Annotated in this window: 22 protein-coding genes; 10 read left to right on the top strand and 12 right to left on the bottom strand. The window is 55.8% G+C overall.

The annotated features are described in order from the left end of the window. Window position 1: 1 nt before the first annotated feature. From NQU42_RS04810 to NQU42_RS04800, 3 genes are read left to right on the top strand one after another with little or no spacing between them, the layout of a single operon-like run. The gene (locus NQU42_RS04810) at window positions 2–571 is read left to right on the top strand and encodes a methanogenesis marker 17 protein (RefSeq protein ID WP_296609503.1); all 570 of its coding nucleotides are present in this window, start codon (window positions 2–4) and stop codon (window positions 569–571) included. After that, window positions 564–1,487, top strand: coding sequence for a methanogenesis marker 7 protein (locus tag NQU42_RS04805; protein WP_296609501.1), 924 nt, complete (start codon window positions 564–566; stop codon window positions 1,485–1,487). The genes NQU42_RS04810 and NQU42_RS04805 overlap by 8 nt, the downstream gene beginning before the upstream one ends. A gap of 4 nt (window positions 1,488–1,491) precedes the next feature. After that, window positions 1,492–1,929, top strand: coding sequence for a carboxymuconolactone decarboxylase family protein (locus tag NQU42_RS04800; protein WP_296609499.1), 438 nt, complete (start codon window positions 1,492–1,494; stop codon window positions 1,927–1,929). A gap of 135 nt (window positions 1,930–2,064) precedes the next feature. Here the strand turns inward: NQU42_RS04800 and argH are convergent, their stop codons facing one another. The 3 genes from argH to NQU42_RS04785 all read right to left on the bottom strand — a co-directional run bounded on the left by argH (window position 2,065) and on the right by NQU42_RS04785 (window position 5,972). After that, window positions 2,065–3,528 (bottom strand): argininosuccinate lyase, encoded by a 1,464-nt coding sequence (argH, locus tag NQU42_RS04795; protein WP_296609497.1) that lies wholly within the window; start codon window positions 3,526–3,528, stop codon window positions 2,065–2,067. A 130-nt stretch (window positions 3,529–3,658) separates the two neighbouring features. Continuing rightward, window positions 3,659–4,831, bottom strand: coding sequence for a redox-regulated ATPase YchF (locus tag NQU42_RS04790; RefSeq protein ID WP_296609496.1), 1,173 nt, complete (start codon window positions 4,829–4,831; stop codon window positions 3,659–3,661). A 52-nt stretch (window positions 4,832–4,883) separates the two neighbouring features. Beyond that, window positions 4,884–5,972: a Coenzyme F420 hydrogenase/dehydrogenase, beta subunit C-terminal domain gene (locus tag NQU42_RS04785; RefSeq protein ID WP_296609495.1), complete on the bottom strand. Its 1,089-nt coding sequence runs from the start codon at window positions 5,970–5,972 to the stop codon at window positions 4,884–4,886. Window positions 5,973–6,041: 69 nt separating this feature from the next. Here NQU42_RS04785 and NQU42_RS04780 point away from each other — a divergent pair, with 69 nt between their 5' ends. Then, window positions 6,042–7,019, top strand: coding sequence for a hydantoinase/oxoprolinase family protein (locus NQU42_RS04780; RefSeq protein WP_296609493.1), 978 nt, complete (start codon window positions 6,042–6,044; stop codon window positions 7,017–7,019). Here NQU42_RS04780 and NQU42_RS04775 read toward each other — a convergent pair. From NQU42_RS04775 to mcrC, 6 genes are all read right to left on the bottom strand, one after another. Next, window positions 6,996–8,552: a site-2 protease family protein gene (locus tag NQU42_RS04775; RefSeq protein ID WP_296609491.1), complete on the bottom strand. Its 1,557-nt coding sequence runs from the start codon at window positions 8,550–8,552 to the stop codon at window positions 6,996–6,998. The two genes, NQU42_RS04780 and NQU42_RS04775, sit on opposite strands and share 24 nt — an antisense overlap. A gap of 1 nt (window position 8,553) precedes the next feature. After that, window positions 8,554–9,078, bottom strand: a complete 525-nt coding sequence (locus tag NQU42_RS04770; protein WP_296609489.1) for a KH domain-containing protein — start codon at window positions 9,076–9,078, stop codon at window positions 8,554–8,556. After that, on the bottom strand, window positions 9,079–9,870 hold the full coding sequence (locus NQU42_RS04765) for a serine protein kinase RIO (RefSeq protein ID WP_296609487.1): 792 nt from the start codon (window positions 9,868–9,870) through the stop codon (window positions 9,079–9,081). Continuing rightward, a complete protein-coding gene (gene eif1A / locus NQU42_RS04760; RefSeq protein ID WP_296609517.1) occupies window positions 9,867–10,178 on the bottom strand; it encodes a translation initiation factor eIF-1A in 312 nt (103 codons plus the stop codon). The genes NQU42_RS04765 and eif1A overlap by 4 nt, the downstream gene beginning before the upstream one ends. A gap of 179 nt (window positions 10,179–10,357) precedes the next feature. Then, complete coding sequence (locus tag NQU42_RS04755) at window positions 10,358–11,536, bottom strand: cofactor-independent phosphoglycerate mutase (protein ID WP_366070133.1); 1,179 nt, start codon at window positions 11,534–11,536, stop codon at window positions 10,358–10,360. Window positions 11,537–11,542: 6 nt separating this feature from the next. Beyond that, window positions 11,543–12,172 carry a methyl-coenzyme M reductase I operon protein C gene (mcrC, locus tag NQU42_RS04750; protein ID WP_296609486.1) on the bottom strand — a complete coding sequence of 210 codons (630 nt, stop codon included), beginning with the start codon at window positions 12,170–12,172 and terminating at the stop codon, window positions 11,543–11,545. 313 nt (window positions 12,173–12,485) lie between these two features. Between mcrC and NQU42_RS04745 the strand changes: the two genes are divergently transcribed. From NQU42_RS04745 to NQU42_RS04735, 3 genes are all read left to right on the top strand, one after another. Beyond that, on the top strand, window positions 12,486–13,730 hold the full coding sequence (locus tag NQU42_RS04745; protein ID WP_296609485.1) for a malic enzyme-like NAD(P)-binding protein: 1,245 nt from the start codon (window positions 12,486–12,488) through the stop codon (window positions 13,728–13,730). 65 nt (window positions 13,731–13,795) lie between these two features. Next, entirely contained in the window at window positions 13,796–14,698 is a 903-nt protein-coding gene (gene twy1, locus NQU42_RS04740; protein ID WP_296609484.1) for a 4-demethylwyosine synthase TYW1, read from the top strand. A 74-nt stretch (window positions 14,699–14,772) separates the two neighbouring features. Then, window positions 14,773–15,177, top strand: a complete 405-nt coding sequence (locus tag NQU42_RS04735) for a response regulator (protein ID WP_296609482.1) — start codon at window positions 14,773–14,775, stop codon at window positions 15,175–15,177. On the opposite strand, the gene NQU42_RS04730 is transcribed toward NQU42_RS04735, so the two are convergent. After that, window positions 15,155–16,003, bottom strand: coding sequence for a deoxyribonuclease IV (locus NQU42_RS04730; protein WP_296609481.1), 849 nt, complete (start codon window positions 16,001–16,003; stop codon window positions 15,155–15,157). The two genes, NQU42_RS04735 and NQU42_RS04730, sit on opposite strands and share 23 nt — an antisense overlap. Window positions 16,004–16,136: 133 nt before the next feature. Then, on the bottom strand, window positions 16,137–16,976 hold the full coding sequence (locus NQU42_RS04725) for a phosphate ABC transporter substrate-binding protein (RefSeq protein WP_296609479.1): 840 nt from the start codon (window positions 16,974–16,976) through the stop codon (window positions 16,137–16,139). A gap of 521 nt (window positions 16,977–17,497) precedes the next feature. On the opposite strand from NQU42_RS04725, the gene NQU42_RS04720 reads away from it, so the two are divergent. The 3 genes from NQU42_RS04720 to NQU42_RS04710 all read left to right on the top strand — a co-directional run bounded on the left by NQU42_RS04720 (window position 17,498) and on the right by NQU42_RS04710 (window position 20,726). Next, on the top strand, window positions 17,498–17,887 hold the full coding sequence (locus NQU42_RS04720) for an ArsR family transcriptional regulator (RefSeq protein ID WP_296609477.1): 390 nt from the start codon (window positions 17,498–17,500) through the stop codon (window positions 17,885–17,887). A gap of 446 nt (window positions 17,888–18,333) precedes the next feature. After that, the gene (mmp11, locus tag NQU42_RS04715; RefSeq protein WP_296609476.1) at window positions 18,334–19,284 is read left to right on the top strand and encodes a methanogenesis marker protein 11; all 951 of its coding nucleotides are present in this window, start codon (window positions 18,334–18,336) and stop codon (window positions 19,282–19,284) included. Continuing rightward, entirely contained in the window at window positions 19,269–20,726 is a 1,458-nt protein-coding gene (locus NQU42_RS04710; protein ID WP_296609474.1) for a thiamine pyrophosphate-dependent enzyme, read from the top strand. Before mmp11 ends, NQU42_RS04710 begins: the two co-directional genes overlap by 16 nt. Window positions 20,727–20,784: 58 nt before the next feature. Here NQU42_RS04710 and NQU42_RS04705 read toward each other — a convergent pair whose 3' ends face one another. Next, window positions 20,785–24,255, bottom strand: coding sequence for a hypothetical protein (locus tag NQU42_RS04705; protein WP_296609473.1), 3,471 nt, complete (start codon window positions 24,253–24,255; stop codon window positions 20,785–20,787). Window positions 24,256–24,589 lie beyond the last annotated feature (334 nt).

The raw sequence follows: 24,589 nt of genomic DNA, 5'->3' as shown, positions 1-24,589 counted from the left end.
TATGGATCCCCTCGAGGTCTACAAGGTGGAGGCTCCAGGAGAGGAGTTCGGCGCCAGGAAGTACCGCGAGATCATACTCGACATACTCCAGGACCTGGGCCTGGTCAGGTCCATAGGCAGGCTTTACGTTTACGTTGATATAGAGAAGCCATATTTTGCCGTGTACGGCATGCTGCGCGGCTCACTTCCCCCCCTCAGGGTTGGTGATGTCGCTGATGTGGTCAAGACCCAGGAGGGCTACCAGGTGAAGGTGAACGAGGAGGAGCACCTCGCAGATATGCTCAAGGTCCTCTGGGAGAAGTACGGGCGGGACAGGGTGGAGCAGCCGGACAGGGACCTTCTCACGGTATCTTCTGATGTGAGCCCGGCTGATCTGATTGTGACTGATGTGGACGCTGAGTTCAGGAGGGACCTCACCGATGCTCTGATAAGAATAGCGCCCGAGGGGTTCAGAAACAGAAGGAACGAGATGACCGAGGACTCCTTCCTCTTCATCGCCTCTGAGGAGACGATAACACCGGAGCTGATCGAGGAGGTCAGGGAGAAGATCAGGGGTATGGAGAATGCTTGAACCTGTGATGTTTACCGGCGGCGTCTACAAGCACGACCTGGTCATAGAGCTTGTCGAGGATCTCGGCGGTTACCTGCTCCAGAAGAACGTGACGCAGAGCGAGGTGATCCTGCTCCTGCTCGTGCCGGCTGAGGATCTCAAGATCCTGGAGGATCTCACAAAGGAGCTGCGAGGAGAGCTGACCCGCGCTCCGCTTGCCGGAACAGAGGTCGCGGTTGTGACCCCGACCCTGGCGATACACCATCTCCCGCACACAGCGTGTGATATCGCTGAGTACCTGAGGCGGAACGGCTCGAAGACCAACATGATCGGCCTGGCACGGGGTGTCGGGCGCGAGATAGCCCAGATAAACGAATATGAGACTGCCCTTATAAACGAGCATGATGTGGCTGTATTTCTCTTCGGGAACTTCGCAAAATGCATAATCAAGAAGGAGGAGCTGTACAAGGGCATAAACATCCCTGTGGTAGTCACAGGCGGGCCTGAGATACCCAAGGGAGAGATGCCGTACGCATTCGAGTATGTCTCCTCTGTGGGGAGGATAGCTCACAGATCCAAGAAGGCGAACGAAATTGGAAATCTGGACAGGATTGTAGCTGCTGTGGGCAGAGCTCTTGACAAGATGCGCGCTGATATCGAGAAGGATCCGCTGACGACATCTCCACCAAGAGTCATGGACGTGGTTCGCGAGCAGGTTCCTGATATCGAGAGATCGTACTCCCCGCTGCCGATCGCTCTGAACCTGACGGGATGCAGGATAAAGCTTCCATACGATGAGTACCACGAGGCTATAGGAGATGTGAGGTTCGACGAGGGGGTTACGCTAAAAGAGATCGCGAAAATACTGCCCTCCAGGATGAAGAACTACACGCTCGTCAGGATTCTTCCTGAATCTGAGACAGGGATGGTGTTTTGAGAGCATGCTTGAGGACGAACTGAAGGGCATACTTGAGAAGGGCGTGGAGAGATCTGCTGAGGATATGATAAAGACGATCGAGAAGATCTACGGAGAGGTGCCCTACATATTTCACTTCATGAAGGACAGCCCTGAGCTCCTCGTGACAAAGGTTCTTCACAACAACGCGATCGTGCGCAGCTCGAAGCTCGACATGAAGACGATCGAGCTGATATCCATCGCTGTCAGCGCTGCCATAAGATGCAGCCACTGCCTGGAGATGCATATTCGAGTTGCATCACGTATGGGGGTAAGCGATGAGGAGATAGCTGCTGCGATGTTCCTGGCGGCGAATCTGGTCAATGCGAGCGTGCTCGCAACCGCCACACGCGAGCTGGACGAGAAGAGGGAGGTATGCAGGGCCTGCCAGATCGGAACGTGCGAGGTGCATGAGAAGAAGTAGCAGTAGCGATGCGGAAAATGCTCCCTTACGTTGATGCAAGTCTTGAGCGCGCTGATTATCAAATTGTTCTCCCATTTGGCGGCGATAGAGCAGTGATTTGAGATTTCCAGGGATCGCAGCAGGCGGAAAGCCTCTTCAGGAAGACTTCACTGTGAGATCGACGATCTCCATCAGGTGACTTATCGCAGACTCGACCCTTGAGCGCCTCTCTGCGAGCCTGGATGAGGCTGATTCCAGGTATTTTTTCCTGGCATCCAGCATCCTTGAGACCTCCTCAGGCGCAGGACCGCCTGGCCTGGCGCGCATCGAGATGTTCTTCTTCGCATCGAGGGCGCGCTCGAGATCTTCAGCAGTGAACCCCATGAGGCTCGGCCGAAGGTCTGCCACCTCCAGGGCTATCCTGTCGAGGTCCTCGAGGCTGGGTTTCCCTGAAAGGCGTGCAAGCCTGCCCACAATCTGGTGGGCTGTTCTGAAGGGCATCCCTGTGATTCTAACCATGGAATCCGCAAGCTCGGTGGCTGTCGTGAATCCCTCTGTGGATGATCTCTCGAGCCTCTCAAAGTTGAACCTGAGCGTTGATACACATCCCTTCATTACCCTCAGCGATGCTCTCGCAGCTCCAATCCCGCGCCATAAGTGCGGCGTGAGCTCCTGCAGATCCCTGTTGTAGCTCATCGGGAGAGCCTTGCATATGCTCAGCGCGCCCACAAGAGATCCGATGGCAGTTCCGCTCTTCGCCCTTACAAGCTCAGCCGTATCTGGATTCTTCTTCTGCGGCATTATCGAGCTCGTCGAGGCGAAGAGGTCGTTCACCTCCAAATATCCGAACTCCGAGGTCGACCAGAGTATGATCTCCTCTGCGATCCTGCTCAGGTTGATCATCAGTAACGATGTGTCTGATAGGACCTCAAGAGCGAAGTCTCTGCTTGACACGGCATCCATGCTGTTCTCCACAATCCCGGAGAACCCGAGGAGCTCGCATGTCATGTATCTGTCAATATTGAATCCGGTGGATGCAAATGCAGCTGCTCCCAGAGGGCTGAGGTTGACCCTGTCGTATGCGTCCTCAAACCTCTCGAGATCTCTCATCAGAGCGTCTGCATGCGCAAGAAGATGATGTGCGAGGGTCGTGGGCTGAGCGTGCTGCAGGTGCGTGTACCCGGGGATGATGCGCTCCCGGGTCTCATCTGCGATCCGTACCAGCGCATCTATCATCTGGATGAGCTCTTCCATGATGCCGAGCATCTGCTCTCTCAGAGCGATTCGGATGCATGTGGCCACCTCATCGTTCCTGGATCGCGCTGTGTGCATCCTGCCGCCGGCCGGCCCCACGCGCTCTATTACATAGGCCTCGATCGCCTCATGTATATCCTCTCCCTCGCCGAGGAGATCAAAACCCTCTGCGAGCAGCTCCTTCAGCGCCGTGAGTATCCTGGCGCAGTCCTCCCGCGGTATCAGCCCCCTCTCGTGAAGCATCAGGAGGTGCGCCATGTCCACAAGAACGTCAGCCTCTGCTATCCACAAATCCGCATCCCTGGAGGAGATGAAATCCAGCACCTCCCCGGAGATATCTCCCAGCCTAGATCCTCTGAGCAGCATGTCCAGATTTTCCTCATCTGCTGTTGAAGCCAAAGACGCATGATGAGTTAGTGCAGCACCAGCCCTGCCCCTGGCACTGATCGCCTAAAGGATTCCTGCCTAATTGCTGATCACCCGAACCGAATTGGGGTCATTTGGTCGCCACTATTTTTATAACATCCCCGTCCTTGAGCTCGTACTTCTCCCCGACACGCAGCTTCCTGCGTGCATCTATCGCGAATAGGAAGCTCTCACCCAGGTCTGTGTGGACTCTGTACGCGAGATCGCGCGCTGTGGATCCTCTCTTCATCAGGTACGCATCCGGCAGGACCACCCCGTTTCTGTCGGTGAACTTGTTCTCGTCCTCCACCGGGTAGACTGTTATGTAGTCGAGGAGATCGAAGACAGCGCGGTTGATGCACTCCTGCACTCCTGTGGAACCAAACTCCTTGAGGAGAGCTCTTATCTTTTCCAGGCCGGCCTTTTGAGCCGTGGTCAGCTCGCCCACGATCTCAAAATCGGGATCACCTGGCAGGTATCTTATAACGCCTGCCTTATCGGCCATCCGGAGGGCGATCTCCGCAGCACCGCTCACAGGCACGACGATATCATCGAGCTCCATGAGCCTCCGGATGTTCTCCCTGGGCGCGAGATCGATCTTGTTCGCCGCTATGATCATCGGCTTGCTGGACTGCCTTAGAAGCTCCGCGAATCTCTTGAGATCATCCTTGCTCCAGCTCGCGGGATCTGAGTCCATGCGGGAGAGGGCCCATCGCACATCCTTATCGGATACGCCAGCGCCACCGAGCTGCTCGTATATGATCTGCTCCGGCTTCGCCTTCTCCGAGGTGTACTGGCGCATCAGCTTTGCCCAGTTCCTCTCCAGGATCCCGAAGAGCCACATGCTTATCTCGTGCTTGAGAAACTCCACATCCCTCAGAGGATCGTAGTTTCCGACGCCGACGGGATTTCCCTCCGCATCTGTGGATCCTGATGCGTCGAGCACGTGGATCACGGCCTCTGCCAGGCGGAGGCTGTCAAGAAACTCATTTCCGAGACCCCTCCCGAGATGAGCATCCGGGACCAGCCCTGCGACGTCTATGAGCTCCACCGGCACGAATCTGCTCCCATTGATGCATCTGCCGCATCCGCCCTCGATGCCTAGATCGACACATGGGCACCTCACCCTCACGTACGAGACGCCGTGGTTGGCATCGATGGTTGTGAACGGATAGTTCGCTATCTCGACATCCGCCAGAGTGGCAGCCTTGAAGAACGTCGATTTCCCGGCGTTCGGCTTTCCAGCAAGCCCTATCGAAAGCATACGATCTTCCCATCAACCCATTACTATTTTCGCAACGGCCTGCCAGAGACTCTCAGATCCTCTTTATATTCAGTTTGCATCTGGATGCATAATCCTCGAATCTGGAGACCTTTTCGGATGCAAGTCTCTTCATGAGAGCCATGCCTTTATCCGTCAGCGCCTTCTCCTCGATCACGCCTGCGGCGAGCGCGGATCTGTAGATCTTCTCACCTGCATCGGTCCTCACGAGCACCGTGGACCATCCGCCCGGCGATCCAACGCTGCCCACAGAGACATCCGCAAGCTCGGCTGTGAAGTCGAAGCACGGACCGCATCCAGCCCATGTGAACTCATCAGTCTCCTGGAGGGGCACCTCCTTCACGCCCTCCTTTGAGATGACCCTGAACATGCCTCTCTGTATCTCAAACCTCTCGATATCTGTGGGCTGCAGATTCATCTTCTCCTTCACCAGACCGGTCATGAGCCTCTGGTAATCGAAGTTCTCCATGCAGAAGAGACCGATCAGGAGGGAGATCTTATCCTGGCCGAACTGGTATGGCTCCTCAAGAAGCTGGGCCTTGCGAAGCGCCTGTATCTGACAGGGCGTCCCCGTGAACCCGATCTTTGTGAAGCCCTTGTCTATGGCCATCTGAACGCCGACAACACTCGGGGTTATGGTGTACTTGGTGCCTGCAGCTGCAATAATCTCCTCCGGCGTGGTTGCGACTTTGGGTATCGTCTGCCACCTCGAGTTCCTATCGGTAACAACTGCGCAGTCGATCACGCCGGTCTCGAGCGCGTGGACAAGAAGGGCGGTTACAACCCCGCCATCCTGAACCTTGCCGCGAACTGGCGTTGCCCTGGCGGCCATCGCGCTCCGGTATACCCCCAGGGCTTCGTCAGACCCCCTGGATCTCCCGAAGAGCTTCCTCTCAAAGAACGGCATCTCGAAGAAGCTTCTCGGGCAGTATGCATAGCATAAACCACAGAGGGGATCGTACTCCATAAGTGTTGGCTTTCGATTCTGCTGCCCGATCCTGGGACAGAGGGCTATACAGGTGCCGCACAGACAGCAGATCCCCCGCTGGACTACACTGTAATCCAGATCGGCGAACCCGCATTCCAGAAAGGTGGGCTCAGGGTACATCTCCTTAGCAGCCATGATGAATCTCCGGAAACTCCATGGGCTTCATACCTAAAGCTTTTATGGTAAGGATATGCCTGCAGAAGTGTGATTCTCGGAGTCGATATTGGCGGGGCGAACACAAAGGCGGCGAGCTCAGATGGACGGTTTGCGGAGATCAGGTACCTCCCCCTCTGGAAGAGATGCCCGCTTGGTGAGCATCTTGCTGGCCTGAACTCCAGATTGAAGCCTGATGCGGTGGGCGTGGTAATGACCGGCGAGCTGGCGGACTGCTTTGAGAGCAGGAGAGAGGGGGTGATATTCATAGCGTCTGAGGTCGAAAGGGCGTTTGAGTGCCCGGTCCACTTCTGGGGTCTGAGCGGATTTCATGAGAGCGTTTCAAGAGAGATCGCCATGGATCTAGCTGCTGCAAACTGGTCCGCATCCGTCAGTCTACTGCTCAGAGATATAGGGGAATGCATCTTAGTTGACATGGGTTCGACAACCACTGATATCGTACCTGTGGTGGACCGGTTGCTCTTTGGCTATACTGATCTGAAGAGGCTGATGCGCGGTGAGCTGATATACACAGGGGTGCTGCGCACAAACCTCGCAGCGTTGCTCCCGTGCGTCGATCTATCCGAGGGCTCCGCACCGCTCTCATCCGAGCTCTTCTCAATTACAGCAGATGCGTACCTAGCGCTGGGTGATATAGAACCGGATGCATATTCATGCGAGACTCCGGACGGCGGGCCGAAGAGCCGTGAGGGAGCTCTCAGAAGACTCGCGAGGACCGTCTGCTCGGATCTGGATGAGCTCGGGGAGGATGGGGCGCTCTCGATCGCAGCGCAGGCGAAATCCCGGCAGATCTCGATCATATTCAATGGTATATCCAGAATAGCTGAGAGGCATAAAATCAGGAGGGTTGTTGCAGCCGGCGTGGGCGAGTTCATTGTTGAGGCGGCATGCGAGCGCGCAGGTCTTGAGTGCATCCGCCTCTCGGAGATATACACTGAAAGATTGTCAGATGTATTTCCCGCGTTTGCTGTGGCCCGCCTGCTCTCAGAGCGGTATCCCGTGAGCTAGGTACGGACCGAGAACGGTGAAGATCAGTGAGGATATCACGAGCCATGATAGCGCGGCCACGATGCCTCTTGTGAACCGCTCGGCTCTCCTCTCGCTCATCACCCTGTCGAGGAGCGTACGGATCATGTCGCGGACTATGTGGCCTCCGTCGAGCGGTATCGTCGGCAGGCAGTTGAAGAGCCCCGCGTACATGTTGATCCAGCCTATCCAGAGCAGGAGATTGGCGATCCAGAATATTTTATCACCCAGTGGCTCTGCCCAGCCGGCCGGCTCGAAGAGATACAGCATCGATCCGCTGAAGCCCTGGAAGCCATCTGATGTGAATCCCCCAATGCCCGCAAACGGCAATCCCATGAGCGTGTTGAAACCCCTCAACCCGCTTGAGGGGATCGATCTCATGAGCGACAGGAACCTCTCCGCCTGGAACTCCTGAAGGATAACTCCATCGATGTAGAGCGCTGTGCCAGAGATCGCAACCCCTATCATGCCGGTCCCATCGCCCTTTGGTGCGAGCTTCACGCTGTACGATCCCCTTGTTGTGTTTATTTTCAAAACCTGTCCAGGAGATGTGGAGTTCATGTAATCCCTGAAGCTCTCGAGAGATTCGATTCTGGTACCATTTATCTCTGTGATCACGAACTCATCTGGCATTCCGGCGTCCTTCGCCGGCGATACGTCAAATGTGTCAACTACGAGCACCCCCAGAACCGGCTCTCCGGAGATCGTTGTTCTGTAGGTGTCATCGAAAAGCTCCAGGGATCTGCCCTCTGACGCGATCCTGTAAATCTCCTCAAGGCTGCTTGCGCCTGATACAACCATTCCCGCGCGGAGATCGCCTGCGGGGCTGCTTTCAGGTTCGACGCTCACAACGACGACCCTGTCGACTGGAGATAACGCGTTTATGACGGGTCCGAAGAAGAGAGACAGCGCCAGAGCAGCTACCAGAAAATTCGCGATGACGCCGGCGGATAGTATTCTCATCCTCGCATGTCGTGTCGCTTTTGGGGGATTCTTATCGTCCCCGAAGAGCTCGGAATCATCCGGCTCGACGAAGGCGCCTATCGGGAAGAGCAGAAATATCGCGCCCATCGATTTTACCCGTATCCCCTCGACCCTGCACATGATTCCATGTGAGAGCTCATGAACCACTATCGTGACGGAGAGAGCAACCCATCCCCAGACGAGCGGTATGTACTGATTGACTCCGGGTATGAGCAGAACGTTCCGCGGGGAGCTGTAGCTCCCTGGCTCTGGTGGCGCCCTCCACATCACATAGACCATCAGAAGCAGCAGGAGCATAAAATAGACCATTCCCGCAAGGACGAGAGGCATGCAGAGTGTCGTTGTTAAACGCCAGAAACGCCTCGCACCTGCAAGCCTGTCGAGCAGGCCGAGACCCCTGGTCGTTCTCACGAATATCACAGGCCCCCAGCTGCTGATCCCCCTCTCACCGCCGAGAGCTGTTCCCAGGAGAGAGAGCAGCCCCAGAGCCAGCACGATCAGAATGAGCCACTGCTCGCTGCTGAAATCCATTTCAGAGCTCCATCTCCAGGAGATCTCTCCGCTTCCTCTCAAGGAAGCTGTAAACGTTGCCGTGGGGCGCACCATCGATCAGCATCTCGAGCGCAGAGCGCACGACCTTTATCTGCTCAGGGTACCCGATGATGGAGACCGTCTTTCCGTAGACGGAGATCCTGGCCCCTGTCAGGCTTTCCATCAGTTCCCTGGTCTTGCCCTCCTTGCCTATGATCCTGCCCTTTATCCGGATCATGTCGTTCTTAGTCGCGGCCAGGCTCGAGAGATCCAGAACATCGAGCATGAGCATGTCATCATCCAGCAGTGCAAATGCCCGCTCTGGCGAGAAACCCCTCGCTATTGCCCTGAGGACATCCATGGCCTTCATGGCGTCCAGAGCATCCCCCTGAGAGGTCACGGTGACAACACCGCTCTCGCTGTCTATATCAAGCGATATCTTGCACCTCTCCTCCAGGTATCTCTTCGTCTCTCCGTTCGGGCCTATCACTGCGCCGATCCTGTCGCTGGGGATCTTTATATTCATCTAAGAACCTCTATCTGTATCTTCATTCTCTGATTCTATCCTGCTCCAGATCTCATCCTCAGATCCTACGCCGTAACGCTCCCTGAAGAATCTCACCAGATTGGATATATCCCTTTTGAGAAACTCCATCGAGTTCGGGTGGTCGAGCGTCACAGCCTGGCCCATGTCTATCACCACAGGCTCCCCATCATAGAGTATGTTGAACTCGCTCAGATCCGCATGGACGAGCCCCGCGCGGTTGTGGAGGAGGACAACGTAATCCGCGATCCTCCTGTAGACGCGCTCCGCCTCCTCTTTCTCAAGCTCCACCTCTCTGAGAAGGGGCGCCGCAACTCCGTCGGTGCCGACGAGATCCATGACCAGGATGTTCTCCCTGACAGTGTATGGGTGCGGGACACGCACGCCGACCTCCTCTGCCCTGAGCAGGTTCCTGTACTCCTTCCTGGTCCAGGCGTTCACAAGGCTGCGCTTGTTGCCCTTCACGCTTCTGAACCTCGGATCCCCCAGGATGTAGTCCTGCATCGCCTTGAAGTCGCTTGTAGCGACCCTGTAGATCTTCAGGGCGAGGTGCTTGCCTCCCCGGCCGAGCGCGTGGAATATGTTTGCCTCCTTCCCACGGCTGATCGAGCCCCCAAGGGCCTCGACGTAGCCCTTCTTTGATAGGTAGTAGAGGTTCATAAGGGTGCGCGTATCAAAAACGTCATCCCTTACCTTCAAATCGTTTGCATCCTTGATGCGTCTGCGGAAGAGATCGATACGCGCGTCGAGCTCCTCCTCTTTCCTTCGCTTCATGGGGTTGATTTGAGATATCCCTTGCGCTCAAGCCAGTCGACCTGAGGTCCGGTGTATCTCCATATCACGTCTGCCTTGTCGTCCTGAAACTCCCACGGGACCACTATTACGACATCGCCCTCGCGGATCCATATCCGCTTCTTCATCTTTCCCGGGATCCTGGCGATCCTCGTCTGGCCGTCCATGCACCTTACCTTGATACGGTTTGAGCCCAGAAGGCTCTCCACGTACCCGAATACCTCCCTGTTCTGCTTGCGAGGGACCCTGACCCTCGTTACAACAGCCTCATCAACATCTTTCTGATGCAGCCTATCACCTCAATCATTTTTAATTTGCTGAGCAGCTCCATATCGTCCATCAGCCTACATCATGTATAAGGATATCCTATATAAATAGTTTAGACGCGCCTGTTCCGAGGGATGCCCTCCTTCTCAGGCAGCATCTGAGCCCTCTCATCTCGATCTGCCTCTTGAGGTAGAGCTGCAGATCATCCCGCGATGAGCAGCCTGATGAGGTCAGTGCCCTCGACACCCCCATAGCTTCCCCTCGACGCTGAGATCTCGTCGAACGCATCGACAGAATCCGCATCTATTCCGGACCCAGCTATCGCGAATGGCACCGGGTCTGTGGAGTGTGTCCTTATCTTTATGGGCGTGGGATGATCCGGGAGAAGGAGCACACGCCACGCCTCTCCAGAACTCTTCAGGCCACTGATCATCGGGCCAACCACCCTCTCATCGAAGAGCTCTATCGCTCTTATCTTCTGTTCCACATCCCCTGAGTGTGCGGCCTCGTCCGGCGCTTCTATATGGAGATATACCATGTCCACCGACACAAGCGCTTTTAGCGCTGCCTCGACCTTGCCAGCGTAGTTAGTATCGATCGTGCCCGTCGCCCCCGGAACATCGATCACGCGCCAGCCAGCGTAGACGCCCAGCCCTTTCAGGAGATCGACCGCTGAGATCACCGCGCCCCTCAACCCGTAGATGTCATGAAACCTGGGCATCGATGGAGCAGGCCCCTGCCCCCAGAGCCAGATCATGTTTGCGGGCTTCAAACCCATGCTCACACGCCTGCGATTTACAGGATGGTTATCGAGCAGCGGCTTGGCTCTCTCCATTATATCTATGAGAATGTGCGCATCATCCCCTCTGGGGAGATGATCTGATATCGGTCTGCCCATTATATCATGTGGTGGCGTGCAAACCGCATCCCTGCATGTCGTTAAAACGACGATGTTCCTGTAGCTCACTCCAGGATATATCCTCCCGCCCGGTACAACCTCCTTCAGGGATCTCGCTATCTCAGCGCCCTCCTCAGATGTAATATGACCGGCGCTGTAGTCGTCCATTATGCCATTCGTCACGGTGACGAAATTGCATCTGAACGCGATCTCGTTCTCCCCGAGAGGTATCCGCATGGCAGCAGCCTCGAGAGGGGCACGGCCTGTGTAATACCTCCTCGGATCGTATCCCATTATGGAGAGGTTTGCCACATCGCTACCAGGGGTCATGCCCTCAGGCACCGTCCTGGCGAGACCGCATCTCCCGATGCGGGCGATGGAATCCATGTTCGGCTTGTGCGCGGCCTGGAGGGGCGTCCTGCTGCCCAGAGCCTCCAGCGGCCAGTCGGCCATTCCATCACCGAGAAGCACCACGTACTTCAAGCAGGATCACTCGGTTCTCTTTGAACCCATTTCAGCGAGATGCCTGTTCAGGACCTTAGCAAGGGTGTTGAGCTTGCTCCTGCCACATGTCGCCCCTCTTGTCACTCCTGTGACGATATCCACAACAGTACCCCTTGTGACCTGCTTGCTCTTCGGTGGCATGACGACCCGCGTCTTCACACCCTCCTTTGCGAAGTCCTCGAAGTCCACTGGGCACTGGGATACGACGACAGCGGGGATATCCACAAACGCGAGGATGTCTCTCGTCTTGTAGATGACATGCGACTTCACGTTGCCGAGGTGTATCACGGCGATCTTGTGCCTCTCTATCTGCTCGATCTCCTTCGGGGTCAAACCGAATGTTGGACCGTAGCCCCTCGATGCCTGGGGGAAGGACTCCGGAACGCCTGTCCCGGCCTCCAGGACAAGAACGCTCGTCTGTATGCCCTCCCTTCTGAGACCGTAGGTTATCTCGCAGACCGGTTTTGTGATGTGCCTCCTTCCCGGAGACATCGCGATCGCTATAACGTCCGGCCTCGCCGCCTCTGAGAGTGTGCCTCTCTGTGCGAGCCCACCGCCCTTGGCCAGCCCCATGCTCTCCCTGCAGTCCACGACCTGGGTCTGCCTGCCGATCATGCATCAGACTCTGAGCTCAATGCTGATATAGTCTTTGCCCTGCGGCGAGATGTCTCAATGACGGACACATTTCAGCATTATACTGTAAGTATAAGGTGGGGTGCAGATGGCAGCGGAGACTCTCAGAGAGGAGATTGCCTTGCATATCGAAAATTCATATACAATCCTAAAGATATCGCCGCTGGAATGCTTCGAGCACTTATGGTTCGACTCGATCCATCTGAAGCTGAGAACAGTTTTGTGAACCGACACATGCCCAGCACGGTCATAATCCACAGCAATATTTATCTCAAATACACCCAGATGCACAGCGATGTCGCTTAAAGATGATGCTCTCAGGTACCACAGGATGGGCAAGATAGCCATCTGCAGCAGGGTTGCTTTAAAGAATGCTGGAGATCTCAGCCTGGCCTACACACCCGGTGTTGCAGAGCCGTCCCTCGCGATAAGCAGGAACCCGGATGATGTGTATATTTACACATCGAAGGGAAACATGGTTGCAGTCGTCACAGACGGCACCGCGGTTCTGGGCCTCGGTGACATAGGTCCACTGGCGGCGATACCAGTCATGGAGGGCAAGGCGCTTCTATTCAAGAGGCTTGCGGGGATTGATGCTTTTCCGATAGCTCTGAGCACCAAGGATCCAGCTGAGATCGTGGAGACCGTGGTCAGGATCTCGCCGGTCTTCGGCGGGATCAACCTGGAGGATATCAGCGCGCCCAGATGCTTCGAGATAGAGGAGGCACTCAAGAAGAGGCTGGACATTCCCGTATTTCACGACGACCAGCATGGAACCGCGGTTGTTGTGGTCGCTGCTCTGATAAACGCGCTGAAGCTGGTCGGCAAGAGCTTCGAGGAGATATCGGTCGCTGTATCAGGCGCCGGAGCAGCAGGAGTTGCGGTTACGAGATTTCTCCTGGACTTCGGGGTGAGGGATATCAGGGTATGCGATAGGAGGGGCATAATCCACAGGGATCGTGGGGACCTGAGCCCGATCAAGAGAATGCTGGCCGAACTCACGAATCCTGAGGGAATGACCGGCTCTCTGAGAGATGCGATGAGAGGCGCGGATGTCTTCATAGGGCTCTCTGTCGGCGGAATAGTCAGCAGGGATATGGTCGAGGGGATGGCCGTGGATCCGGTAGTGTTTGCGATGGCTAATCCAGTGCCTGAGATAATGCCGGATGAGGCGAGGATGGCTGGCGCGAGGGTCGTTGCCACCGGAAGGTCAGACTATCCCAACCAGGTGAACAACGCTCTGGGTTTCCCGGGGATGTTCCGCGGCGCGCTCGATGTCAGGGCCAGCGACATAAACGAGAGCATGAAGAAAGCAGCTGCTCAGGCGATAGCATCTCTGGTCGATCCTGTCCGAGAGGATTGCGTAATTCCATCCCCGCTGGATAGAAGGGTTGTTCCTGCGGTGGCAGAGGCAGTGGCCGCGGCCGCAATTGATAGCGGCGTGGCACGCATGCCTCGCGACCCCTCTGAGGTGAGAGCTCATGCGATAGAGCTTGTATCTGAGGAGTGGGGCGAACGTCCAGTAGAGAGTTTCAGATAGGATTACATAGAAGCAGAATAGCAAGACGGTCCTGCACAGATATGCGCAAGCCGACGGAGGCGAATATGGATCCTGCAGTGCTTGAGCAACAGGGGTACCATCTTGTTGGGGAGGGCGCTGCGAAGCCCTGCCTCTGGCTGAAGAGAAGCCTGAGAGGGGGAGAGCAGTGCTACAAGCATCACTTCTACGGCATAGAGAGCCACCGGTGCGTGCAGATGACCCCGACGCTCCACTGCAATCATCTCTGCCTCCACTGCTGGCGTCCTGTGGACGAGGCGTTCCCGCTACCTGAGAAGTGGACCGATCCGGATGCACTCCTGGAGCTAGTGCTAAGAGAGCAGAGGAGGATCCTGTCTGGTTACTGGGGCTCAGATGTCGTCGACCGCGCGAGGCTTCAGGAGGCCTCAACGCCAAGACATGTGGCGATATCGCTCATGGGAGAGCCAACATTCTATCCGCATCTCAGAGGTCTGATCGAGGCGATAACCGCGAGAGGGATGACATCCTTCCTGGTGACGAACGGCACGAATCCGGATGCTCTGAACGATGTGGAGCCGACGCAGCTCTACATCAGCCTGAACGCCCCGGATGAGGAGACCTACAGAAAGGTCTCCTCTGGAAGATATTGGGATAGCATCCTGGAAAGCCTGGACCTGATGCGCGATCTGAGGTGCAGGACCGTTGTCAGGATCACGCTCGTAAGGGGCGTGAACATGTTTGCTCCCGAGTCATACGCCCGGCTTCTGGCCGATGCAGAGCCGGACTTCATAGAGATCAAGGCGTACATGCATCTCGGCAGATCAAGATACAGGTTATCGAGAGATGCTATGCCGTCACATGAGGAGGTCGTGAGCTTCGCATCAGAGCTCTCCGAATCCATCGGATACTCCCTGGAAGACCAGGTGAGCCTCAGCAGGGTGGTCCTTCTCTCCCGTGGAGATGTCCAGAGAAAACTAGATAAACCCTGAGATATAGGACCAAGAGCCTGCTAAAAAGATTCAGAAAGCTCAGGTGCAGTATGGACTCAAGAAGTGCTTGCATTATGGTTGAAGATACGAGAAAGCTCAGGATACTCCTTGTGGAGGACAACCCAGAGGACGTCTTTCTCACAAGAAAGGTTCTGAGAAGGAGCGGCCTTGATGGCGACATGCAGATCACAGGTGACGGTGTGGAGGCTCTGCGTATCCTTGAGGAGATGTTCAGAGCAGGAGAGCACCTCCCAGATCTCATTCTTCTCGACATCAACCTGCCGGACATGGGCGGCATGGCTGTGCTGAAGAGCATCAAGGGCGACGCGCGTTTCTCCAAGATACCTGTAGTGATGCTGACATGCTCCAACGCGGATTCTGACATACAGAAGAGCTACGACCTTGGAGCGAGCACCTACCTTGTGAAGCCGGTCTCAAGGGACGCGATGATGCTGGTCATGAGGGCCCTCTTCGGCTGAGCCCGCGGACAACCTCAAGGTTTCCGCGGTCGTCCCTCCTATCATCGACAGGCGTCTCCATTATCATGGGCAGCTCTCTGAGACGGCGATCGTTTATCACCGCTGCGAACCCGTCCAGTCCTATCTTGCCCATGCCGATATGCTCGTGCCTGTCCAGGCCGGATCCGAGATCACCCACAGAATCGTTCAGATGTATCAGCATGAGGTTCCCCAGCCCAACGGTGCTGTCGAATGCCCTCAGGGTTTCATCCAGGCTCGCCTCATCCCTCAGATCGTATCCGGCAGCGAATATGTGGCATGTGTCGAGGCAGATGCCGAGAAGATCCGATCCCACCCTCTCCCTGACGTCTGCGAGATCCTCGAACCTCCCACCGACGCTGTTCCTCGATCCTGACGTGGTCTCCAGCAGGATCTTCGTGCCACCTGAATGAGAATGCGCAGCTTCGATCGCGCCGACTATGCGGGATATGCCGCTATCTCTGCCGGATCCCAGGTGGCTTCCCATGTGCGTTACCAGATACGGGATGCCCAGGGCGCTGCATCTCATCAGTTCATCCTTCAGCGCCTGTACAGATCTGGAGTAAACGTTCTCCCTGGGGGAGGCCAGGTTTGGGAGATATGGCATGTGGCCCACAACCGGCCATATCCCTGAGCCGCTGAGCTTGCTTTTAAACGCCTCTATGACATTATCTGAGAGCTGCTTCGATCTCCAGCCTCTCGGATTCGATGTGAATATCTGATACGTATCACAGCCCAGCTCGATCGCCCTTCCCACAGAGAGATGCAGGCCACCAGCTATCGATATGTGCACGCCAAATCTCGCCAAGCAAACACCTCAGAGCATTATGGCATCATCTTACGATCCTTTTCGTACTTAATCCACCCGCAAATGTGCCCGTGGGAACGCTCATGACCAATCTTTACGTGAGCTGCTCGCATTACGCAAATGATCTCTCACATCATGGCGGTATGAACCCGTGCATCTCCGCTATCCTTCGACCCTCTGGCCCCAGAACGAAGTCTATGAATGCTTTTGCTCCGGCGGTAGGCTCGCCGAATGTGTAGAAGTACAGCTTCCTCGCGAGCGTGTAGTTCCCGCTCCTTATGTTATCAATCGTTGGATGAACACCATCCAGCGCGATCGGCATCACTCCTCCAGCCTTCACATAGCTGTATCCCAGGTAGCCTATGGCCCTGTCGCTCCCGAGTATCGCGGTCTTGACCTCTGAGCTGTCCATGGCCTCGATGCTCACGCCCGGGGTCTCAGCAGCCGCGGATCCCATGATGATCTCATTGAATGTGTCTCTGGTGCCTGAACCCGCCTTTCTTCCCACCACCATGATCTCTCTATCAGGCCCTCCGACCGACTTCCAGTTTCTTATCTCCCCAGAATATATCCTTCTGACCTCTGTCGCTGTGAGGGCCCTGACACCGCTGTTGTATATCTGCGGGCTCACGACTATCACTATCGCATCGTAGCCGATCAGTATCTCCCTGAATCTGCGATCTGGCCTCTCATAAAGCGCCCTTTCCGAGGGTTTTATCTCCCTCGAGCACATGGCTATATCCGCTCTTCCCTCGGCAGCGTCGATTATCCCCACGCCGGACCCGCCGGCTGTGACTGTGACCATGTACTCACTGCGCACGAAATTGAACTCCTCAGCGCAGAGCTCTGCGAGGGGCATGACGGTGGTGGATCCCGAGACGCGGACCCGCTCCACACCATTTGATGGCACTAAAAGCAGGATAAGTACCAGCAGCAGAAATGGGATCGGAGGCAGTGTTTTAGACGTTGCCATCACACTCACACTCTCATCAGCATCTTATATAACTGCCGCGTCCAGTGCTGTGTTGAATAATGTTTGAGAATCCGATAGCATAGGCTGGATTCATACGAATTGCAACCCTAGTAAAAATCAATAGCTATCGACCTTAAAGCTCTTAATTATTCAACACAGCAGCGTCCAGCAGATCGAGAACATGTTTTCACTGGCTGATCGCAGATAGATCATGCTTCCATGCCTCATCGGGAAGGTGTGAGATGCCCAGACAATGCGCATGCATAGGTGCTCCTCGGAATCGTCGCATGCGGTTGCGTCTCATGGTATCAGAACCCTCTGCAGACATGCTGAGATTTGCTCTTATGTTGTGGATTCCTGAGAGCCCTCAAATTCATTCTCAAGAGACTGCGCATATGTTGTTTACTATTAATATCATGTGCCAAAGTAAAAAGATTGATTAGAATTATTTAACAGAAATAAACTATTTATAGTATAAAGTCCACTTTACATCCTGAAGGGAACAATCTTGAGGGAGTAGCATGAAGGAGTCCTATGTAATGAAGTTCGACTCTAGGGATATGCAGGTGGTCGAGATCCTTCGGAGCTTGGGGGTTCCCAGAAAGGTCTCGAACATGCTTGCTTACCTGGCAAACGTGGAGGAGGCCACGTCTCGAGACATCGAGAGGGGATCTGATCTGCGGCAGCCAGAAGTGAGCATAGCCCTGCGAACCCTGAGGAAGCACAACTGGATAGAGGAGAGCGTGCGGAGGAACGATGGCACCGGCAGGCCGGTGAAGGTCTACAGGCTCAGAGCATCGATAGAGGAGATACTGAAGTACTACGAGGAGGAGAAGCTCAAGGAGGCTAACAGGGCCATGGAGCGGATACAGAAGCTCAGAGCTCTGCTCAGCCAGAGCGGATCCTCATAGAAGTCTTTGCTGCGCCTGGCAGAAGTTCCATGGCCGAGTGCAAGGGGATTTTCTGATCTCCGCCGGTGGTTGTGAGCGCCAGAGAAACTCCCGTCCAGCGGAGCTTTTTTATCTTTGGGAGTGGAGAGAGCGAAGCGGGAAGACCCCGTCCTTCAGGGCGGGGAGCGTTCACGGGGTGAGCCATCACTCCCATTGATGTATTTAGGGTGTGGCTTCGATTCGCTGAAATTTTTATCACGAATCGCCATTCCAGGGGGAAAGCCTCATGAATCTGTGGCTATCTGCTGATCTCAATGAAGCTGCACGGCATGTATTGCAGGGCGCATGAACCTCCTCGCTCCTGGGTCGGCACGGACAGCAGATGCGAAGGGATAGACGTGCCAGAAGGGGGAACGTGTACATGGTGTGCAGATTCACGCAAGATCATGTGGCTGTAAAGCTCTTTCATGGAGAATATCCAGGAGCTGGAAAGAGAGGTGCTTTGGGTGGTCTTCGATCTGGATGATCCCTACGTGGTGGCGTACAGGCAGATCCATGCCATCTCCAGCCCGTCCGGGGATATGGTGGAGATACTTGAGAGGTCCAGCTGCTATGGCGGCTCTGCATGGGCCAGGTACCACTACAGCAAGGGTCCGCTGGTTGTGTCCTCAAGAAACCTTGGAGAGTGGTTCAGGTATCTCGTCAGAACGGGAGAGGTGGATCTGGATCTCATATCCTCGAGAAGGTCTGCTGGAATTTCATCAGTATTTGTGAGAGGCGATGAGGTCGAGATTACCTATACAGGCCTCGGCGGAGGTGGTGTCGGTGCCACGTTCACCAGGGCGAGGGCTGGAGATGTGTTGAGATCAAGAACAACAGAGGCCGGTGGGGGGAGGGTGGCGACGGGAACCATTGTTGTCCCGAGAAGGGAGCGCCTGGTGATCGGGGTTGACAACACGGACTCGAAGACCACTGGGGCGACATGGTCGCTTGTGCATAACATCTCGGAGAAGGTCGACAGATACGAAGCGAGGTACATCTCGCACTCGCTCGTCCAGCTCTTTCCGGTGCCAACGAAGACACAGAACTGCGTCTCTACCGCGGTGGAGTTCGCATGCATCCCCGGAAGAGAGAGGGAGATGGTAGAGGATTTCAGGAGGCTTCTTGAAAGATACACGGTCTCTGATGAGACCGGGATGGTGGTGTGCAGGAGCTTCGACCCATCCATGCTGCTCGGATATGCAAAGCGATGCAGACTGGAGAGGGTGAGCTACGAGGATGCTCTGAACGCTGCGAGGAGCGCGGGGCTGGAGATCGTGATGGACGGACAGGGGCTCATCGGCGCGGTCGCTGCGGTGCCGTACTTTGCAGACTCTGATAGATCCGTTGTGCCGGAGTGGCTATGCGAGGAGCATTGAAGCAGATACATCAGGCCCTGAGGGATGTGGGCGCGGGTTACATCACCTACGTGCCAGGATACCCGGTAACAGATCTTGCTCAGTCGCTCGGGGCGGAGATCGCTGTGAATGAGAAGGTCGCATTAGAGTGCGCCCTGGGGGCGTCAGCCACCGGAATCAGATCTATGGTCATCGTGAAGCAGCTCGGCATGAACATACTTGCGGATCCGCTCGCCATCTCCACGACCCACACTACTGGCGCTGGTATCGTGGTCCTGGTTGGCGATGATCTGGGCCCGAGAGGCTCGCAGATCGAGATGGACAGCAGATTCTACGGCCCGCTGACCGGGCTGCCGGTTCTCGATCCCTCAGCCCCGGATCTCTACAGAGCTGTTACTGAGGCTTTCCGGGTCTCAGAGGAGCTATCCATACCGGTGATATTGAGAACCACATCTGATGTGCTTGAGGATGCCAGCGCAGTGGCGGATCTATCTGATATGCCATCACATCTCGGGGACACGCCAAGATGCTTCGATCGATCCATCTGGGAGCTGACAGCGAAGGGCCGCCATCAGAGGCACCTCGCAAAAGTTCTTCCGGCTCTGAGAGAGGCCTCTGAGTCTTCAGCTCGCATGGATCTCCGCGGAGATACAGGCGTTATAGCGTCCGGCTCTGTGGTTCCGCTGGCGGAGACTGTGTGCGAGGAGACCGGATCGTCGCTGCTCGTCCCTCTTTACTCCCATCCACTTCCACTGATTGCCATCGAGCGTTTTCTGGAGATGCACCGGCTTGTCCTTGTTGCGGAGGGGCCGGGGCCGTTCATCGAGTCGCATCTTAAGGGTGTGCGCGGCCGGCTGACAGGCCATCTGCCATATGGACCCATCAAACCAAACGACCTCAGAACTGCGATCGGTCTTGTTCACATCTCAGATTTGAGGGGAGAAATCGAGATGGAGACCGCTGCTGGCCGTCCGGCGAGGAGGTCGATCTGCCAGAGCTGCCCTTTTCTCCCCTTATACAGTGCTCTCTCACGGATGGATGTACCGATAGCAGGGGACGCAGGGTGCACGATACTCTCCCTGAGGATGGGGGCTGTGGACATGGTCTACGGCCTCGGCTCATCGATCGGGGTCGCATCTGGCTTCAAGGAGAAGGGGATCGCGATCGTGGGGGACTACGCGCTGGCACACACCGGCATCCAGGGCTTGATCAATGCGATCTGGCACAGAAAGAACGTGCTTGTGGGCGTGATCTGGAACCGCGTTGCTGCAATGACCGGATTCCAGGAGGTCTTCGATCTGGAGCACGTCTTAAGAGCGCTTGTGCCAGAGATGAGGATCTTGGAGATGCCTGCGCCGGAGCAGGAGATCGAGCGCATCCTCAGAGAGGAGCTCAGGTCCCCAGGAGTATCACTCGTTATATTCAAAGGCACATGCGTCAAGCAGAACAGCAGGCCTTATTGAGGAATTTCATGGAGGAGACCGGGAAGATGCGCATTCCGCATATCACATATGAATTCGTTCAGTCCTGGAACTTTATGTTCTTCTGTATCTGGAAGCTCCCATTCAGCCTCTGATCCGCCTTCATCTTCTTGCTGAACTTGGAGTACTCGGTTCTGGTGTTCCACATGCCCTCGAACGCCTGCTCTGTGGAGAACGCAACTGTGTTGTTCCTGTAATTTACAGATCTTATCATACCGCGCTCGCTCTTATCGAGCTGGCTCATGTTGAAGCGCTCTGTTATGCTTGCGCCCATGCCGCCGTGGAAGACAGGCGAGTCGAACCGCTTGAACCCCTTCAGGACGCCACCATCGAAGGAGATGTCCTTGACCTCGCTGAAGTTGACGGTCGGGTTCGACTTCTCCATGCACCTGACAGAATCCATGTTCAGATTCCCGCTGCCCTTCAGGTCCTCCTCGTACGAGAGGGCGTTCTCCATGAACGTGTCTCTTATCGAGACCTCCCCTCTTCCGCTCACTGTTGTGGACTCGATGTAGAGCATCCCGTCACCCCTGGTCTTCGTCTCAGGAAGCGGGCTCGGTCTGCTTGTCGGGGATTTCGAGACCCACTGCAGCATGTACGGTCCGTCCTCTGCGCTGCTCTGGCCGCATGCCGCCCTGACCGATATCCCCAGGATTGTCCCCGCGCTCTGTCCTGGGATCAGGCAGCTCCAGTATCCGTCCCTGCTGCTGCCGCTCTCCAGCAACATCTTGATCTGTGCGGTTCTCTTCATGCTGACCCTATCAGCTCTGGCTATGCTCTGGTCCGCCACCCCGTACTCCAGGACGACAGAATCGACATCTGAATCCCCTCTGATATGGGCGACGACCCTGACAGGAGCACCTGCGACCGGCTCAGGAGGTATCGCAGTGACATCCAGAATGCGGACCGGGGCTCGTCTCTCCCTTACGCTCTCTATCCCCAGCGTGGTGTTCAGCGACGGATCTTGAATGTCCATGGGAATGCGCTCAGGCTCATAGGATACATTCCCGACAGTTGCGCTCTGGCCCGGCACATCGATCTGCTTTCTCATGATCAGCTCCTGGATATATCTGATCACATCCCTGAGGATGGAGAGAGCAGACTGATCGCTGGAGGGAGCGGGTCTCTCCCTAGATTCATTCGGGCTGAGCATATCGGTTGTCTTGTACTTCACAGCTCTGCTCACGTTCTCAGATGCGACCGCGTTCCCGGGAGACGATGGAGTGAAATTGCCGGTGATGGGGCTGGTGATGTTCGCTCTGGCTGTGCTGGTGAGCGATGCGATCGATTCCCCTTCCGTCGACGCATTCTCATTCGCGCCGATCTCTTCTGCTGCCGATCCATTCGCAGAGCCTGCATTTGCTGCAGCCGGGAGGGCGCTCTGCGGTTTGCCTGATGGCCTCGGCTCGAGCCCCTTCAGGAGCCTTATGCTCAGCGGCTCCCTGTCAAGGACATGCGACCTCGAGGGGGTCAGCCCCTCCGCTGTGACCGTATCTGATACATCCATTGTGAGCGGTATCGTCATGGTCACCGTTTTTCTCTGCTTCGGAGCCAGGAAGTCGATGCTCCCCAGGGGCCCTATGACCCTGCTCGTCACGAATATCTCCTGCAGCGGCACGCCGCCCACGTTCTCCACGATGCAGGAGATTGTCACCTTCTCTCCAAAGCGCGCCGCCGCTGGCGAGACGCTTACCTTAAGATCAAGAGCCGACTCGAGAACGACCGCCTCGGATTTTGCATCTGCACTCCATATCCTGCCGCGGGCGTCACGGCCGGCTGCCGTGAAGATCAACGTTCGGTTCTCGTTAACAGAGACGGATGGATTGACGGTTCTGAACTCGCCAGGAGCCAGATCTCCGAGAGATGCAACTGTCCCGAGCTCTGATTCCGAGATCCGGACATCGTATAGGAGATCAGTGCCGGAGTTGGTGACGAGACAGCTCACGTTGAACGCATCTCCGGCAGAGGAGATAACACGGGATGGCATCACAGACAGCGTTATGTTCGGCCGGATGATTTTCATGGAGAGAACCGCCGTGTCAGAAACCACCTGGTTGCCAGCTCCGTAGCCTGTTGCTGTGATCGTCACATCTTTAGATACATCAGACGATATGGAGGCGGCAATTCTTGTCTCTGTTCCCGGAGGGAGCTCTCCGATCCTGCCGCTCCTGATTCCAGCAAGCGTCACGTTCCTCAGAGATACCTCTCCGGTGTTCTCTATTATGCACATGACCTCAGACTCCTCGCCGGGATAGAGAACAAGCTCATCGGGCTCCAGCGAGAGGTTCATACCAGCTCTGTAGACATGCACAGCTGCCTGGGCGAAGGCGTAAATCTCCTGGCCGCTAGAGTCCCTGGCAGACGCCATTACGATATCGTCTATCGATGAGGAGATCTGCCGCCTCCTGCTGACATGGCCAACCTCTCCAGGCTTCAGCTCGTTTATCTCCCCGATATGGCCGAAGCTGTCCTCAACAGAGATATCTCTGAGCAGATCTGAGCCGGAGTTCTCAAGCCTGACCGTGATGTTCGTCACCCCGCCCGATACCATCTCTGCTGGGTCAGCGCTAGCACTTACAGCCAGCTCAGGCGATATGACCCATACCGTCACAGATGTCTCATTCGATACGATGGCGCCGTTCCTGTCGCTCCCGGACACATTTGCCCTGAGGTCTGTCGTGGAGTTGATGGTGAAATTGCCCTCCAGGCAGATGGATCTCCCGGGCAGGATGAACTGGGTTGTCATCCTCTTCTCGTGGCAGAGCAGATCCACGTTGTAGATAACGTCACCACAGGAGTTTCTGACGGTGCAGCGGTAGTTTATCCTCTCCCCAGCTCTCGCCCTGGTCTTGCCCGTCTCAAGGATAAGATCCAGGCCGCTGGAGGGTCTGTACTCCATGGTCCTGAGGGTGGTCTCTGAAGTGCCTGCATCTCCCACCGGCGCTGGGAGTGAACCGGGGTATCTGACATCACCGACAAGAGCCTCTCCGGCCTCGTTCACAGCCAGAACCCTGAGACCTCTATCCGCCAAGGAGCCGATCACAAGCGTGTGGCTCTCCCCGGGGGCGAGCGTGGGTATTATGCCGAGCACGCTGTTCCTGCGGTCGACTATCTTAACGCGTCTCAGCTCTTTATTCCCGAGGTTCGCGATCTTGACCCTGTACTCTGCACCTCTGCCGATCCTGCTTGTCTCCACAGTCGCCCTGAGATCTGGATATGGAGTGCGGCGCAACTCTTTTTCCATAACTCCGACGCTGATCTCCCTGGATGCGAGCTCCCTCCCATCTGAGCTTGCTGTGACCCTGAATCGTGATGGTGACAGAAGAGGCGGCGTCTTCGCTCTGATGCTGAATACATCCCCGGGAGGCAGGGTGTCGCGAAACCCGATCTCCCTGGCGCCGTCTGTCACAGATATGTTTGAGAGTGTGTGATCCCCGGTGTTCCTGAGGACGCAGGTATAATCCAGTGCATCGCCAGCGAAGATTTCAGTACAATCTGCTCTTATCGTCATCTCCAGTTCCGGGCTGGAGGAGGTAGGGAGGGGCAGCCAGAAGGGCCAGGCGCATGCTGAGGGTATCGTACATGGCAGGAGGGATACGAAAAGGAGACCGAGGCTAAGCCAAGCTGAAAACCAGATACAGCTTCGCATAGTCGGGCTACAAACAAGGCCCAGTCCCTTCATCTGCTACCCCACGAAATATTTAAATGGTTTCTATGTATAAACATTTCGGAGACTGAAAACATCCGGCGCAATCGGTATATCTCCATTATTTTATGATGGTGCCTCTACAAAGCGGTTTTGAGATATATTTAAAAACTTTAAAATTTTAAATGTAATCAAAAAT

The organism is Methanothrix sp., assembly GCF_024518575.1.
In the GTDB taxonomy this organism is placed as follows: Archaea; Halobacteriota; Methanosarcinia; order Methanotrichales; family Methanotrichaceae; genus Methanothrix_B.
Note: the sequence above shows the minus strand (reverse complement) of the source record. Positions and strands in the feature narration are given on the sequence as shown.